Annotated in this window: 12 protein-coding genes and 2 pseudogenes; 10 read left to right on the top strand and 4 right to left on the bottom strand. The window is 70.7% G+C overall.

What is annotated here, in order from left to right; all coding sequences use genetic code 11:
- The first annotated feature begins 1,180 nt into the window (after positions 1–1,180).
- Positions 1,181–4,087, top strand: coding sequence for a beta-N-acetylglucosaminidase domain-containing protein (locus ABZ573_RS21180; RefSeq protein WP_358120175.1), 2,907 nt, complete (start codon positions 1,181–1,183; stop codon positions 4,085–4,087).
- Positions 4,088–4,364: 277 nt separating this feature from the next.
- Here the strand turns inward: ABZ573_RS21180 and ABZ573_RS21175 are convergent.
- Positions 4,365–4,503, bottom strand: a pseudogene (locus ABZ573_RS21175) (IS5/IS1182 family transposase); the annotation flags it as partial.
- Between the two features lie 16 nt (positions 4,504–4,519).
- On the opposite strand from ABZ573_RS21175, the pseudogene ABZ573_RS21170 reads away from it, so the two are divergent.
- Positions 4,520–4,666: pseudogene (locus ABZ573_RS21170) on the top strand (IS5/IS1182 family transposase); the annotation flags it as partial.
- Between the two features lie 52 nt (positions 4,667–4,718).
- On the opposite strand, the gene ABZ573_RS21165 reads toward ABZ573_RS21170, so the two are convergent.
- Positions 4,719–5,417, bottom strand: coding sequence for an MFS transporter (locus ABZ573_RS21165; RefSeq protein WP_151452632.1), 699 nt, complete (start codon positions 5,415–5,417; stop codon positions 4,719–4,721).
- Between the two features lie 191 nt (positions 5,418–5,608).
- On the opposite strand from ABZ573_RS21165, the gene ABZ573_RS21160 reads away from it, so the two are divergent.
- The gene (locus ABZ573_RS21160) at positions 5,609–6,349 is read left to right on the top strand and encodes a hypothetical protein (protein WP_151452631.1); all 741 of its coding nucleotides are present in this window, start codon (positions 5,609–5,611) and stop codon (positions 6,347–6,349) included.
- A gap of 276 nt (positions 6,350–6,625) precedes the next feature.
- On the opposite strand, the gene ABZ573_RS21155 is transcribed toward ABZ573_RS21160, so the two are convergent.
- Entirely contained in the window at positions 6,626–7,015 is a 390-nt protein-coding gene (locus tag ABZ573_RS21155) for a hypothetical protein (protein WP_151452630.1), read from the bottom strand.
- Between the two features lie 402 nt (positions 7,016–7,417).
- Between ABZ573_RS21155 and ABZ573_RS21150 the strand changes: the two genes are divergently transcribed.
- From ABZ573_RS21150 to ABZ573_RS21140, 3 genes are all read left to right on the top strand, one after another.
- A complete protein-coding gene (locus ABZ573_RS21150; protein WP_358120170.1) occupies positions 7,418–7,873 on the top strand; it encodes a hypothetical protein in 456 nt (151 codons plus the stop codon).
- Positions 7,874–8,518: 645 nt separating this feature from the next.
- Entirely contained in the window at positions 8,519–10,168 is a 1,650-nt protein-coding gene (locus ABZ573_RS21145; RefSeq protein WP_358120309.1) for a family 10 glycosylhydrolase, read from the top strand.
- A 106-nt stretch (positions 10,169–10,274) separates the two neighbouring features.
- Positions 10,275–11,189 carry a GNAT family N-acetyltransferase gene (locus ABZ573_RS21140; protein WP_358120167.1) on the top strand — a complete coding sequence of 305 codons (915 nt, stop codon included), beginning with the start codon at positions 10,275–10,277 and terminating at the stop codon, positions 11,187–11,189.
- A gap of 35 nt (positions 11,190–11,224) precedes the next feature.
- Here ABZ573_RS21140 and ABZ573_RS21135 read toward each other — a convergent pair whose 3' ends face one another.
- Positions 11,225–11,866, bottom strand: a complete 642-nt coding sequence (locus tag ABZ573_RS21135) for an MBL fold metallo-hydrolase (RefSeq protein ID WP_358120164.1) — start codon at positions 11,864–11,866, stop codon at positions 11,225–11,227.
- 145 nt (positions 11,867–12,011) lie between these two features.
- Between ABZ573_RS21135 and ABZ573_RS21130 the strand changes: the two genes are divergently transcribed.
- The 4 genes from ABZ573_RS21130 (at position 12,012) to ABZ573_RS21115 (ending at position 16,005) form a co-directional block, all read left to right on the top strand.
- Complete coding sequence (locus tag ABZ573_RS21130; RefSeq protein WP_358120161.1) at positions 12,012–12,557, top strand: hypothetical protein; 546 nt, start codon at positions 12,012–12,014, stop codon at positions 12,555–12,557.
- Between the two features lie 127 nt (positions 12,558–12,684).
- Positions 12,685–13,437, top strand: coding sequence for an alpha/beta hydrolase (locus tag ABZ573_RS21125; protein WP_151452624.1), 753 nt, complete (start codon positions 12,685–12,687; stop codon positions 13,435–13,437).
- Positions 13,438–13,514: 77 nt separating this feature from the next.
- Positions 13,515–14,330: a hypothetical protein gene (locus ABZ573_RS21120; protein WP_358120156.1), complete on the top strand. Its 816-nt coding sequence runs from the start codon at positions 13,515–13,517 to the stop codon at positions 14,328–14,330.
- Between the two features lie 94 nt (positions 14,331–14,424).
- A complete protein-coding gene (locus tag ABZ573_RS21115) occupies positions 14,425–16,005 on the top strand; it encodes a phenylacetate--CoA ligase family protein (RefSeq protein ID WP_327028514.1) in 1,581 nt (526 codons plus the stop codon).
- The last annotated feature ends 3 nt before the right edge of the window (positions 16,006–16,008 follow it).

The raw sequence follows: 16,008 nt of genomic DNA, 5'->3' as shown, positions 1-16,008 counted from the left end.
CGGTGATCAGTGCCTAAGCAAATACTTTCCCTGGCCTCGCCCACGGGTGTCAATCCCCTGGAATCGTGGAGTGCGTTGTTATGCGGCCCAGGCCTCCGGTGCGCGGGTCTCTGACCGTTCTCAGTCGATGGGTGATCGCCGGTCGCAGACGGAGTGCCGGCGGCGCCGGTTGTAGAAGTCGGTGATTCAGGTCGCGATCTTGCGGCATGGAGTACGCCGGCTGGAAGTCGTTGCCCACCGACGTCGGCTTCGAGATCGCCCCCCGCGAGCGGAACGTCCCGCAACGACTGGATCGTCACCAACCGTCTCGCCCCGGTGGCCGCCCTCAGCACCCCGGCCGGCGAGCCGTTGGACTGGCTGGTCACCCACGTGCGCCTGGTCGCCCGCGTCCGGTCAACACCTGACGCCCGGTAGCCCGGTCGGGGGAGGACCGCGATGTCGGCGGTCGGCCCAGTGCCGACCCACCTTCGCGTGCCGTCGGCTCGCGGAGATCGTCAGCCGCTTCGCCGAGGCTCACAGATGGGTTCCGCCGGTGGCGTCGATGGTTTGGCCCGTGATGCATCTGCCGGCGTCGCTTGCGAGGAAGCGGACCGCGTCGGCCAGGGCGGCGGCGACATCATCGCGTACGACCCGCCCCGGCGACCCGAGGTCCACTGGGCCCGGGCGGTGGTGGACGGCACGTCCCCGCGAACAGCACGTGCGGTGTGGGGGCGATGAGCGTGCCGCTGCCTCTCGGCCCGGTGGCTTCGTGCATCGATGAGACATCATGATCGCCGTGGACAGATCGTTGGGACGACGGTCGGCGCGCTTCTCGCGGCGGTATGGACGACCGGCGCCGCCTTCCTGCTCTGGACCGTGGCGGTGTTGTACCTGGTCGCCGCGACCGGCTTGGGCCCCGCCGCCAGGGACACGCTTCGACTCGGTGGACTCCTACACGAATACGCAAGACGCCGTCTGACCAGCGCGGACGAGGTTTTCGGCACCCGCAGGGCCCCGGGGCGCCCGCTGCGTGCGGGGGTCCGCCACCCAGCGGACCCCGCGGATCCAGGCTGATTCAAGATCATGACTGCTTGGCTGACCGCATCCATTGACGAGACCATCTGGTCTAGCCCAGTATCTCCTTGAGTCGCTAGGTGCCATCGGCTCCAGTCATGATTCTCAAGTGCCCAGGAGTACGCCCATGCGAAGCAGTTACCGTCAGGGACGCTGGCGCTTTTCAAACCCAGTGGCCGCCTACGCGTTCGCCTCGCTCCTCGTTGCGGTCACGCTGATCGGCTCACCGCCCACGGCCAGTGGCGCTGCAGCCACCCCATCTCTCAGTCCCAAGCCACGGGAATTGTCCGTTACCGGAACCGCACTTGACCTGCCGGCCGCTTTGACAGTTGTTCGTGGCACGGCTGCGGACCAGTCGGCCGTTGACGCCGTGGTGGCTGCTTTCACCGCGCACAACACGAGCGTCACCATCACCGGCACCGATCCGGGCGCCGGAACAACCGTCTACGTCGGGGGAGAGCAGGAGACGCCCGCCAGCGCGGCGGCCCTGAATGCAATCGGTGTCACAGCGCCGAGCACCTTGCCGGATCAGGGCTATCTGCTGGCCACCGGTACGGACTCTGCCGGCAGGCAGCGAGTCGTGCTCTCCGGCGGCCAGAAGGTGGGCACCTTCTACGCCGCACAGACCCTGAAACAGCTCCTGACGTCGGACTCTTCTGGCGCGGAGATCGCGCGGGTCACGATCAAGGACTGGCCAGCCTTCACATTCCGCGGTGGGATGGACTCGGCCAACCCCCCACCCGCAGGGGTGGCCCGGTGGACGAAGGCTGACCGGCTGGAACAGGTGGAGGTCCTCGCTCGGAACAAGATGAACCGCTTCTTCTACGGGCCCGCGGCTGACCCGCGCACGGGCGGTAGCGGAAGCAACAACTGGCGCACCCCGTACACGAACGCGGAACTTGGCGACCTGCGAGAAGTCGTCACCAAGGCCAACAGCCTGCATGTCGCGTTCGTCTACCGGATCTCACCCGAGATGCCGCTGGACCAGGCTAGCGGCATCTGCCACTCCTCCGCCACGGAGCGCAACACCCTCCTCTCCCGGCTCGACCAGATGTACCAGATCGGGGTCAGGCACTTCGTCATCGCCTGGGACGACGTCTTCCCGACGCGGCCGTTCTCCTGCGTCAGCGACGGCCAGACGTACGGAACCGGGGAAACGGCGTGGGCCCGGGCGCAGGCCGACGTCACGAATTTCGTCCAGACGAAGTTCGTCCGAGCCCACGCCGACATGGGCCAGCTGTACACGGTCAGCAGCGAGTACGCCGGGATGGCGGTGAGCAGCTACCGGACCGAGTTCGACACTCGGCTCGACACCGCCGTGGGCGTGTACTGGACCGGTCCCGAGGTGCTGTCGCCGAGTATCACCCGGAAGAACCTCGACGACGCACAGTTGGCGTTCCCCAGGCACCGCCTCGCCATCTGGGACAACTTCCCGGTCAACGACCAGGTCTGGGACCGACTCCAGATGGGCCCGCTGGTCGGGCGCGAGGCTGCGCTTTCCGCTGCTCCGGGAATCCTGTTCAACGAGATGACCCAGCAGGGCCCCTCCCAGCTGCCCCTGCTCACTGCCGCCGACTTCGCCTGGAATCCGGGCCACTACCGGCCAGAGGACTCCTGGTCCCGCGCCATCAACACCCTGGGTGGATCGATGGCCAGCCAGCTGCGAACCTTCGCCGAGATCAACCGTTCGTCCGTCATCGACCACACCGACTCGGTGGCGCTGGCCGATGCCATCAGGAACTTCCGCAACGCCCTCCGTACCGGAAGCGGGGTGGACAACGCCGCCGCCGCACTCAAACAGAGGCTCTCTGGCCTCAAGACGGCCAGTACGGCCCTGCAGACCATGAACACCAGCCTGACGACCGAGGCGGGACCATGGTTGCAGCAGACGGTGCGCCTCGTGGAAGTGGCGACTCGCGCCGTGGATCTCCTGACCGCCGAGCGCGCCGGACAGACCACCGTGGCGAACAACCTTCGCCAGGAGATTCGTAACCTCCTTCCCGCCATCGCCGCCCATCCCGAGTCGGTGGCGCACGGCGTGCTCCACCCGCTGGTGACCTTTGCGCTGCGCCGGGGCGTCGACAGCGTGGATCTGAGCGGAGACGGGCGCTCCGATGTGCTGGCAGTCAGGGCAAACGGCACGCTGAACGCGTACGAGAACCTGCGTACCACAATGAACTGGCCGGAGCTGGGCGCTACCCAGACGGTCGGGCAGGGTTGGTCGGCCACGCAGCTGCCTATCGTCGGTGATCTCGACGGTGACCGGCTCGCGGACCTGCTGACAGTGACCAGCACCGGGGCCCTCGTGCAGTTCAGAAACACCGGGTCCTTCACGGGTGGCATGTTCGCGGCAGGTGTCCAGGTCGGCAGCGGCTGGCAGGGGATGCTGGCGGTGCACCTGACTGACCTCGATGACGACGGGCGCGCTGACCTGCTGGGAGTGTTCCCGGACGGCACGCTCAAGGCGTTCCGTAACACCGGCATGAACAACGGTGCTGTCACCTGGGGTCTGGCCGTCCAGGTCGGCCAGGGGTGGAGCACCGCCGAGCGTCCCATCGTCGGTGATCTCACGGGTGATGGAAGAGCCGACCTGGTGTCCATCAAGTCCGATGGATCGCTGTGGCACCACCTGAACACCGGTAGCTTCACCGGCGGAATGTTCGCCACCGGTCAACGGATCGGTGAGGGCTGGGCCGGTTACCTGGCCGTGCACGTCGTCGACCTCGACGGCGACGGACCTGCGGATGTGCTCGGTGTACTGGTGGACGGGACGCTTGCCGCCTTCCGCAATCAGGGCATGACGAACGGACGTGCCAGCCTGGGACCCCGAGTTTCTGTGGGTCAGGGTTGGAACGCCAACATGCTGCCCAACCCGACCGACCTGAGCGGGGACGGTCGCGCCGACCTGGTCTCGATCAACGGTGAGGGCAGGCTCATCACGAACATCAATGCAGGCCGCTTCGCTAGCGGATTGATGTTCCCGACGACGGCAGCACACGGCCCAGGATGGCAAGGAACCCTCTTTCTCCGCTGACGGGGCTCTGAGCCGGCCGCCGGCCGGCAATGCCGACGGGTTCCATGCGTGGCTGCGCGGCACCGCCTGGCCGGGGTGGCGGGGTGCAGGTCGATCGAACTGCGCCCCGCGGCCAACCTGAGAACCGCAGGTGTGGGTGTGCTCGATGCGGTGAGCAATAGTGTCGAACCCCAGCCATCAGGCATGCCTCAGCTCCGGCAGACGGACCAGCGAAGTGAACGGCGAGCTGCTGCATCTTGCGCGGGTACATCGGGGCGACCGTCAGGTGGACCTGCGGGCTCCCGCCGGCTCCCTGGTAGCCCTTGTCGACGAAGGTCATCACGTCGGCGCTGCTCAGCGCGTCGATGATGCAGTGAACGCGGGCGGCGCTGAGGTCGTGGGTGGCCCCGCAGCGCATCCGACGCCCAAATGAGCCGGGGTCGTCGAATGCACATCGGCTGGATCATGCACCACCGACGCCTGGCCCGCGACTACGAAGCCCTACCCGACAACTCCGCCAGCATGAGCCGCATCGCCATGATCGACAACTTCACCAAACGCGTCACCGACGAAACCATCCCAGCCGGGCGAGACGATTGAAGGCAGCATCACTCACGAAATTCGCAATTCAGACGCCTCTAAGTTGTTCAGGTCAAGTTGACGGATTGTCAGCGTGCTGGCCGCCGAACCGGGTCTCGTCGGGAAGCCGCGTCGCCCGGGCAGGCGCGGCCGGCGGGCTCGGCCGGGACAGACGCACGACCCGCATTGCGATGCCGCCCGCTATGGTGCCGGCCAACGCGAGCACGACCACCAGCACGTCGAACAGGAACACCGGCCGCCAACTCAGCGCTTGCGCCACCACGCCGCTCGCGACAGGTCCGAACAGGAGTGCAGCACCGAGCGCGACGCCGAGCACCAGTCGCGCCCGGGAACGCCAACGGCCCAGCTGACCGGACAGGGCGAGGGCGACACCAACTACGGTTCCGGCACCCAGCCCGACAATCACCCGCCCAACCGTCATCAGCGCCGCCCCCGACGCGAGCGCACTCACCATGCACCCAACGACCAGGAGCACAAGCGCCGGCACCCCGGCTGCAGTGGGCCACCGCCGCCCGAGCAGATATCCGGGCACGACCAAGGCCGCCGTCGCCACCACGCCCGGTGCAACCACAGTCGCTGCCATGGCTGCGGTGGAAAGCCCAAGATCACGCCCGATCGCGCCACCCAGCGGGCCGATCGGCGCGGTGAGCAGTCCGGCGGCGACCATTGCACCAAACGCCGGACCGGCAAGCGACCAGAGCGGGCGGACCACCGGCGGTCGGGCCGGGGCGGGGTATCCAGGTGAGCTCATCCGCCGAGTGTATGCACCGGGCGAAGCAGCCTGGAACGGATCGGGTTGGGGCTTAGGCGGTGTCTTCAAAGGGTCTTGCGGTGCACTCGCTCTCGTCGGCACCCGATCCCGTCACCGCCTTCTGTCGTGGGCCTGGCGGGGGCGCCGGAGCTTGCGCTGGGCCCGCTCTGCCGGTGCGGCAGGATGCTGGTGTGAGCGCGGAGGAAGACGACGAGTTCGAGGAAGTCGCCGATGTCCTTCGAGGGCGGGCGACCGTTGACGCGGAACTTCGCCCGGCACTTGAGGCGCTTGAGGCTCGGCTCGGTCAGCCCCTCATTGCCCTTACCTGCGGGTCCATGAACTTTGTGGCCGGCCACGGAGTCCCGGGCGTGGAGGTTCCGACCATCACCGCCTGGGTACGCGGCGCGGCACCCGACCATGATCGCCGCCTGCCGGCGGACGCGGTCCTCGATCAGATCGTCGCCGACTTCGGTCCGTGGCGGTGGCGGCAGTTCACGGCACGGGCGTTGCGGATCGGGAAACTTCCAAGTTCGCGGGCCCGGCGCATCGCAGCACTTGCCGGCGTCGAGTTCGTCACTGGTCCGGTCATGGGCGGGCTGGGGTACTTCGATGAGGAGGCCACGGCACGCGTCATGGCAGCGATACCGCAGGAGCGGTGGGACCAGTCCCGCGACGACTGGGGAGACAGCGTCTGGACCGTCGCGGTGAACGCGGATCTTCACCGCGTCTCCGTGTTCGTCCACACGGCGGCTCAGATCGCGCAACTGCAGCAGACACCGCGATGGCATGAGTGGGAACGACAACTTCGCGCTCTCATCGCCGAAGAGGACGAGTTCGGGTCGACCAGCATCATCCCGGTAGATATTGCTCTCGAGAGCCGGGAATCATTCGAGTCCGACTGCCAGGGAAACTGGAGCTACTACTGGTACTGAAGTTCGTGCCAAGCTCGGGTTGCGCCGAGCACAACACCGACGGCCCGCCATCGCAACAGGCCGGCGTTGACCACCGGCTGCGCCCGGTCTCGGGATCGGGCGAGGGTCGCAACGGCTCCTGGGCGAAGGTGGGGGAGTGGATCGGCGGCGGTGTTGCTGCCAGCCAACGTGGTGTCGGCAGGGCTGTCTCGTTGCCCTCATCTGGCCGGCCTGCGGTCGTAGCGCCAGTTGACGAACAGCCGGTGAGAGTGCGTCGCTCGACCGGCAGCCTCGCGATCAAAGCAACTCGCCGGCGCAGCATTCATGCTCGCCGCAGCCGTAGCAGGTGTATCGCATGCAGCCGGTGCAGATCCCGAGGTTCTCCAGTCGGTACCGGTCATGGCAGGTGGAACAGATCTCGCGGCTGTTGAGCATGGCGTTCCAGCCGACGGACCCGCCATTGAGTTCGTACGAGGCGGCGACGAACTCGGCCAGTTCGGCATCGTGGGCCGGAGCCGTCGAGTCGCCGATCTTGTAGTTCAAGCTCCAGCAGTAGACCGCGAAGAACGCCGTGCCGGTGACCAGGAAGGCGCGACCTCGTCCGTCCCGGGCCCAGGCGTCGTGGAGGTGCTGGACGCGTTCCCGGATAGGCCGCGAGCCGTCCAACATGACGCGTTCGCCAGTCATCATGGCATTATGCGGGCAGAGCCAAGTGGTGGTGCAACGGCGCTGGTGCGCCGTGGGCTCGTCCCACACCGTCGGTGTCACCTGTTCGATCCGCTCCCGGACGCATGTCGGGCATCACCGAGTAGCTCACGCATCGCGGCCTCGGCGCCTCGGGCGTCGCTGGCCGCAACGCAGTTCGCGACCCGGTCGTGCAGGTCGCCACCGGCTGGGAACATTTCGGCATCAGGCCATGCTCGGTCCGTCCGGCGAGCACCTCGGCGATCACGCCGGTCAGCGCGGTGAACATCTCGTTGAGGCACGCGCGGAGGGCTGTCCGCCGAGGGCGCCTGCGCTATCACGCTCCTCTACGACAACACCGACCTGGTCGGCTACCACGTCGTCTGGGGCGCGGCCGGCGGTGCGGTGACGCCGACGCAGGAGCAGATCAACCGGATGAAGACCGTGACCGGTGGCATCCACGTCGGCACCGGACTCCAGGACTGGCTGATCGGCATCGCCCCGAACTCGCTCGCTCGAACCGAGAACTGGCGTCCGGCCGGCGTCGACGTCACCGAGCACAACATCAACGGTGTCCATGTCTGGGATGTCTGGCGGCAGATGCTCGACGACTATCTCCGCGCCGTGGCGTTCCGTACCACCACCAGCCTGGAGGTCGACACCACCTCGGCTGGCAACCCGCACCGCACCCACGTCACCGCGACCGCCGAGGTGGACCCGGTGACCATCAGCAACCGCGCACCGTCCGGCACGGTCGACTTCTACGCGGGCGCCAAGTACCTCGGCTCCGGGGCGGTCGGCGGTGGACGCCGGCTGACCCCGACGCCCAGACACGGCAACACCTGCGCCGGCTCAGCGTAGACGGTCTCCGCGAACCTGCCGCGTCCCCATCGCTGCGGTCAGCTCGATCTCTGCGGTCGGCTCGGCGCAGGTCATGACCGCCGGTCCCGGTTCGGCGCGATGGGCGATTGCCCCGGTCGCACCTCACCGTCTGCAAAGGGCGTGAAAGCGGTAGGCTGTCGAAGGCGGGTATGTGGCGGCCGATGACGCGCCCCAACCACCCGCCTTCTTCCCGGCTTGCAGCTGCCAGCTGATCTGTTGTGCGCTGCCCTGTGACATCTTGGAGTCCGTTTTGGCAGATATGACGCCGCCCGTCCTGAATCCCTTCGCTTCAGGGAGCGACCGGGACACCGACCGCGAACACGGGCAGGCGGTGGACGTGAGCGCGGACGCGATGACCCGCATGCGCACCCCGTTCGTCTCCCGGAACACCGACCGCAGCACCGCTGACGAAACCGACCGACAGTAGCCACAGGTGTCCCGCGTCCCGTGACGCCTGAAGATCACCGGGTCGGTCACGGCAGATCCGCTCTGGTGGCCGCTCTCCGGGGAGCGCTCCCGCTGCCGGACGCGTCGCAGTCCTCCGGGTCGGCGGCCAGCCTTATCCGACCGTTAAGTAGCGGTCGGCCTGGTGCGCCCGGAGGTTCGACTGTGCAGACTGAAGCGATGCGCGCCGCCGACTCGCCCGCCCGCCGCCGTCGTACCCAGGCATTCGTCGCGGTGGTCGCCGCGCTCGCCGTGGCGGTCGCCCTCGGCGCCTGGTCGCTGCGAGAACGGGTCGCCGGTGGACCCGGCCTGTCGGAGCGGGGCGCCGTGACCGCCTTCGGGGCCGCCCCGGCGGATCGCACCCCCGCCTGCGCCGGTCGACCGGCCGAGGCGCCCCGCGAGCTGCGGGGCATGTGGATCACGACGGTCAACAACATCGACTGGCCGAGCCGGCGGGGGCTGTCGCCCGAGGCGGCGCGGGCCGAGTTCCGGGGCTGGCTGGACCTGGCGGTGCGGCACCACCACAACGCGGTCTTCGTGCACGTGCGGCCGAGCGGGGACGCACTCTGGCCGTCGGCGTACGCGCCGTGGTCGGAGTGGCTGACCGGGCGCCGCGACGGCCGCGACCCGGGCTGGGACCCGATGGAGTTCATGGTCGCCGAGGCGCACGCCCGCAACCTGGAGTTCCACGCCTGGTTCAACCCGTACCGGGGCGGGCAGCCGGCCACGGTGGGCGGGCCCGGCCCGAGGCTGGACCGGCTCGCGCCGACGCACCCGCTGCGGCGGCACCGCGACTGGGTGGTGACCTACCCCAGCGCCGACCGGCCCGGCAGCCGCCTCTACTTCAACCCCGGCATCCCCGAGGCGCGCACGTTCGTCGAGGACTCGATGCTGGAGGCGGTCCAGCGGTACGACGTCGACGGGGTGCACTTCGACGACTTCTTCTACCCGTACCCGGAGGCCGGGCAGGACTTCCCGGACGACGCGACGTTCGCCCGTTACGGCCGGGGGTTCGCCGACAAGCACGCCTGGCGCCGGGACAACGTGAACACGCTGGTCCGCGAGATGAGCGAGCGGATCAAGGCGATCAAGCCCTGGGTCAAGTTCGGTATCAGCCCGTTCGGCATCTGGCGCAACGAGCGCACCGACCCGGCCGGCTCGGCGACCGCGGGGTTGCAGAGCTACGACGACATCTACGCCGACACCCGACTCTGGGTACGGCGGCAGTGGCTGGACTACGTCGTGCCGCAGCTGTACTGGCACATCGGTTTCGACAAGGCCGACTACGCCAAGCTGCTGCCGTGGTGGGCGGCCACGGTGCGGGGCACCCGGGTGCAGCTCTACATCGGCCAGGCCGACTACCGGGTGGGCGAGCGCGGCGCCTGGCGCGACCCGGCCGAACTGGACCGCCAGCTCGCCCTCAACCGCCGGCACGGCGCGAGCGGAAGCGTGCACTTCAGCGCCAGGCAGGTGCGCGCCGACAAGCTCGGAGCGGTCAGCCGGTACCGCGCGGCCCACTACGCCGGGCCGGCGCTGGTGCCCGCGATGGCACAGCTGCCGGCGACGCCGCCGGCCGCCCCCACGGTCACCGGCGCGCGGCGTGCCGGTGTCGGCGGGGTGACGCTGACCTGGCGTGGGGACGGCGCCGCGAGCTTCGCCGTCTACCGCGTCGACGGCGACACGGCCCGGCTCGTCGGCACCGCCCGGGGCACCGGCTGGGTCGACCGCACCGCCCCGGCCGACCGTCCACTGTCCTACTGCGTCTCCGGCCTGGACCGCAGCGGCAACGAGGGCCGCCTCAGCGCACCGGTAGCCGTCGCGGCGCGGTAGGAGGGGTTTCCAGGCTCGCCCGCGGCGCCCGGCCCGGACGGACCGCGACGGGGTGGCCGGCAGTAATCGTGTTGACCGGACGGGGCGTCTCTGGCGGACTTTGCCGGTGGACACTGCCGATCTCGCCGCGCGCCTGGCCTGCGTCCGGCGAACCTGGACCCCGCAGCAGCGGCTGCACGTCGGCAACGTCGCCTGGTCCCACGCCCACGGGGACGGCAGCGCGGCCCCTGACCGCACCCTCGCCTGGTGCCGCCCCCTGCTGGGTTTCGCCGACATCTGGCTACCGGCGTCGGCCGAGGAGCCGGCGAACGCGTCGCTCCACCTGTCGCCGCGGACCATGACCCCCCGCCAACTGGTGAACGCGCTCGACGAGCTACGACAGGTCGCTCCCCGCGTCAGCCTGGAGGTGCCCCTACAGCAGACCGAGCTCATCGACGCGCTGTCGGCGCGGGGTTTCGTCGAGTCCGGTGGGCCGTGGTTCGCGCAGCTGTGGCGCAGTCTCGCGGACCTGTCCGACCTCGAGGCGCACACCGTCCCCGACGGCTACTCGATTCGCGCCGTCCGTCCCGACGAGCTGGCGGCTCGGGTCGAGGTGCACCGTCGCTGCTGGGACCCGGCACGCATCAGGCGCATGCTCGGCCTTCCGGTGACCGGCGATGAGGGCAGCTCGAGCTACTCGATCGACAGACACCTGGCGGTGACGGCCACTCCGGTCTACCGCGGGGAGCTGGACATGGTCGCCGTGGCAGCTGACGGATCGCTGGCCGCCTTCGGTCTGGGATGGCTCGACGCGGAGTCGGGGTCGGTCTTGTTCGAGCCGGTCGGGACCGGGCCGCACCACGCCGGGCGTGGACTGGGGCGCGCCGTGTGCGCCGAGATCCTGCGGGCGGCACGAGACCTCGGCGCCACCCAGGCGGTGGTCGGCCCGCGCGGCGACGGCGGATACCCGGTGCCACGCCGGCTCTACGAAGGGCTGCGGATGCGGGAGGTCGCCCAGGTCGTCCGCTTCGCCACCGCATGAGGACGGACGACCCGGCTCGGCCGACGAGCGTACGGTCAACCGACGAGGTGGACACGCTCCCCGGGTCGCAGGCGGCGGATGTCGGCGCCCAGGCGGTCGGCCTCGCTCCGCAGTACGCCGTCGAGCACCCGCAGGCCCCAGTCGTTGAGGAGGCCGTCGTGGATGGCGTAGGCGCGCCGGGGTGCCGTCCGGCGTAGGTGCTCGATCAGGTCGGGGACGGTCATCCACGGCGCCTGGCCGGGCACGAGCAGCGTGGGCACCTCCACGACGGTCAGCGCGTCACCGGGATGGAAGACCTCCTCGTCGATCAGGAAGCCGACGTTGTCCACGGGCGGGACGTCGGGGTGGCTGCGGTGGTGTTTCTCCCCGACCACCCGTACCCGGAAGCCCGCCACGTGCAGCACGTCGCCCTCGCGGACCACGTGGACCCGATCCTCCAGGCCCGTCAGGTGCCGGGCGACACCCGGACAGGTGTAGACGGCCAGAGCGGGATCGACCGCGACGGCCGCGTGCAGCCGGTCGGGCTCGAAGTGATCGAAGTGTTCGTGGGTGATGAGCACCGCCTCCACGTCCGCCAACGCCTCGGGCTCGGGCGTCATCGCGCCGGGGTCGATGACGAGCGCACGCCCCGCCTTCTCCAGTCGGACGCAGGCGTGGCCGTACTTGGTCAGCTCCATCGCTCCCTTGTAGCACCACCCGCGCCGGAAGGGCTGCCCACGGGTCTGCCTCGGTGGCCGGATCTGCCGCAGGCAGAACCCGGTAGGCGACGGAGGGGTCGCCCCGGTTGCGGCCACGCCCGGGCGCGCCGGTTACCCTGCGGCGGTGGTGGTCGGCGAGGACGGGGAGCGGCTGGCGGCGTCGCTGGCCGACCGGCTCGACGCGGTCACCTTCACCGACCTGACCACGGACCAGGTCACCGCCCGGCTGATCGACGCGGTGGTCGACTGGGCGGGGGAGCGGGGCTGGCGGGTCTACCGGCGGGCGTCCAGCGTGTTGCCGCTGCCGCCGCCGATGTCCGCTCAGCAGTCGGTGCTCGACGTGGCCTGTGCCCGCCCGGACGGGCCGCCGGTCGTCGTCGAGGTCGATCACGGTACGCGCCGCCGTACCTGGGAGAAGCTGCTCGCCGAGGCCGACGCGGGGCGTCTCCCGCTCTGGGTGCGCTGGGGCGCCGGCCGGTTCACCGCGCCGCCCGCGCCGATCCTGATGGTGGCCTGCGAGGTGAGCGGGCGGCCGGATCCGACCGGCCGGGGCCGGGTGCACAGTCGTTCGCCGCGAGCCGACAAGCTGCCGCCGGCGCATTCGGCCGTGCGGGTCGCGACGGTGGACGCCGTCGAGCTGCCGCTGCCGCCGCCCGGCACCGGGGCCTGAGCCGGACGGCAACGGCCGCCGTACGCCTCGCGGGGACCGCCCCGGCGCATGGGCGCCAGCGGGCGGTCGACGGTGCGACGCTCGGCAGGGGCACCACAGAGTGGCCGAGCCGTGCCAGACTGCGATCATGGACGAGACGCCGAGCTTCCTTCGCCCCTTCGTGCTGACGCCGACGGCACGCCAGCCCGAGCGGGAGGCGAATCTCGACTGGTACGTGCCGGAGGGCGGCGGTCCGCACCCCGCCGTGGTCCTCGTCCACGGTGGACCGCTGCCACCCGGCCCGCACCAGGGTCCCCGCGACTGGCCGGTCTTCCGCGGCTACGGCTGCCTTCTCGCCGACCTCGGTCTCCTGGCCGTCACCGTCGAGCACCGGATGCGCGTCGTCGTCGGTCCGCAGGGCCCCGTCACCGACTGCCCGACCGCCGCCCTCGACGTCGCCTCGGCCGTGGAGCGGGTCCGCGCCGACCCGCGCGTCGACGGCGGGCGGATCGCCCTGTGGTTCTTCTCCGGCGGGGGACTGCTGAGCACGGACTGGCTGCGGGACCGGCCTTCCTGGCTGCGGGCGGTGGCACTGACGTACCCCGTCCTCGCGCCGCTGCCGGGTTGGGGCGTCGACCCGCGCTTCGCGCCGGGCGCGGCGATCGGCGCGGCGGGTGGGCCCGTACCGCCGCTGCTGATCACCCGGGTCGGCCGGGAAGGGGAGGAGATGGCCGAGACGGTCGCGGCGTTCCTCGACGCGGCGGGCGACGCCGGCGTACGGGTGGACGTGATCGACGTACCGGGCGGGCAGCACGGGTTCGACATGCTGGACCACACCGACGAGTCCCGGCGGGCGGTCGAGCAGGCGGCCGACTGGATCTCGCAGCGACTGGCCCCGTGACCGGCTCCCCTTCCCGTCCCTGACCGGCGACGCTCAGCGGCGCGGCGGCGGGCCGGGCGACCGGGAGGAGCCCGCGAGTGCACGTCAGCATGGCGACCAGCGCCGGTAGGGCCGGCAGGCCGAACGAGGACTTCGTCGGCGCGGTCCCCGGCGCCGCCGTGCTGCTGGACGGCGCCGGCATCCCGGGCACGGAGTCGATCTGCTCCCACGGTGTCGCCTGGTACACGCACCGCCTCGGCGGCGCGCTGCTCGGCCGGCTGTCGCGCGACGACGGGCGGGACCTCGTGGCGATCCTCGCCAGCGCGATCGACGAGACAGCCGCCGAGCACCGCGACACCTGCGACCTCACGAACCCCGGCAGCCCGCAGGCGACCGTGGTGATCGTCCGCGCGCACCGGGGTCGCCTGGACCACCTCCTGCTCGCGGACTCCTTCCTCGTCCTCGACCAGGTCCGCGGCGGCCCGCAGGTCCGCACCGACGAGCGCGAGGTCACCGCCAGGCGGGTCTGCTCGGCGCCCCTGGACGGCGTCCCCAGGGGAACCCGGGAGTACGACCGCATCCGGGACTCCTGCGTGGAGGCGCTGCGGGCGCGTCGGAACCAGCCGGGCGGCTACTGGATCGCCAAGGACGATCCGCGCGCGGCGGAGGAGGCGGTGACCGGCAGCCGGCCCCTCGACGACCTCAACGGCGTCGCGCTGCTCAGCAACGGCGCGAGCCGCATCGTCAGCCCGTACGGCCTGACCGACTGGTCCGGCGTGGCGGACCTGCTCGGCGCGCACGGGCCGGCCGAGATCATCCGCCGCGTCCGGCAGGCCGAGGCCGGTGCCCGCGGCGGCCCCGATGCGCCGGTCCCGGACGACGCCACGGTCGCCCACTGCACCCACCTCGGGTAGGGGCCGGCGCCCGGATCGAGCTGGGTGCGGGTACTCAGCGCCGACCGGTGCGACAGCTCAGGCATCCTCGGTCGGCGGCGCCGAGGATTCTGACATGGCCGAGACGCTGCATCGATACGCTGATCCGTCCTTTCTCACGGCACCACGTCTGACGGCCGGCGAGCGCTGGCGCCGGGTACGTCTGACGATCTCCGGTCGGTTGATCGGGGCGGCGGTGCGGCTCGCCGGCAGCCATCCCGCCTCGTGGCGGTGGTCGGCCCGGCGGCACCACCGGGCACTGGACGTGCTCGCGGCGGCGAACGCGCGCGCCGGTTGCGCGCTCGCCGCGCTGGACGTCCCGGCGTACCGCGCCTTCCTGCGCGCCCGGCCGGCCGGGGCCCGCCGCCGGCTGCGGGACTTCCCGGAGACCGACAAGGTGAGCTACGTCGTCCCCTTCGACGCGGCCCGGCGCTGCCGGGGCGGACGACTGCCGGAGCGGGGCGTGGTGGTCGACGAGTCGGCCGGCTCGTCGGGCCGGCCCTTCAACTGGCCCCGGGGCGAGCGCGAGCTGCGCGCGGTGCACCGCGACATCGTCGGCTACACCAGCCTGGTCTTCCCGATGCGTCGTCCGTTCGTCATCAACGCCTACTCGATGGGCGCGTGGGCGACCGGGACGACGACCGGCGCCGCGATGGCCCGGATCGCGGTGGTCAAGAACACCGGCCCGGACCTCGGCAAGATCGTCGACACGCTTCGCGAGTTCGGCCCGGACTTCGACTACCTGGTGACCGCGTACCCGCCGTTCCTCAAGCACCTGCGCGACCGGCTCGACGCCGAGGGCTTCGACTGGTCGCGCCACCGCATCTTCGCCAGCTGCGGGGGAGAGGCGATGACGGAGGCGTTGCGCGCCTACCTGGAGGAGCGGTTCCTGCGGGTCCGGTCGGCGTACGGCGCCTCGGACCTCACCATCGGCATCGGCGCGGAGACCCGGTTCACCGTGTGGCTGCGGCGGCGCCTGCGTGACGACCCCGAGCTGCGGGCGGCACTGCTCGGCGCCGACGAGCAGCGGTTGCCGATGGCGTTCCAGTACAACCCGCTGGCCACCTACCTGGAGACCAACGAGCGCCGGGAACTGCTCTGCACGATCACCGGCCCCGACGTCCTGCAACCACGGCTGCGGTACAACGTCGGCGACGAGGCCCTGCTCGTCGGGTATCGACGGATCCTCGACCTGGTCCGCGGCGACCCGCGGCGCTGGGCCGAGTGCCGCGCGGCGCTGGCCAGCGAGCGGATGACCCTGCCGGTGCTGCTGCTGTTCGGCCGGCGCGACTCGACGGTGTCGTACCTGGGCGCCAACCTCTATCCCCAGGACGTGGAGTACGGCCTCTACGCCGACAACCCGTACGCCGCCGAGATCAGCCGGTTCTGCCTGTCGCTGGCCGAGGACGCCGCGCTGGAGACCCGGCCCGTGGTCCACCTGGAACTGCGCCGCCCACTGTCCGGGTCGGACCGCGAGGCTCTCGCCGCCGCCTGCCGCAGCGGGGTACGCGGACACCTGGCGGCCGTCTCGCGCGACTTCGCGCAGTCGCTGACCGAGGACCCGACGGCCGGTGATCTCCGCATCGAGCTGCACGAACCGGACGCCGGCCCGTTCGCCGGACAGCAGAAGATCAAGAACGTCTACCTGAAGGGCTGAGCG

It is taken from the genome of Micromonospora sp. NPDC007220 (assembly GCF_040634035.1).
Lineage (GTDB): Bacteria > Actinomycetota > Actinomycetes > Mycobacteriales > Micromonosporaceae > Micromonospora > Micromonospora reichwaldensis.
The sequence above is the reverse complement of the archived record's forward strand: the minus strand, read 5'-3'. Positions and strand labels throughout refer to the sequence as shown.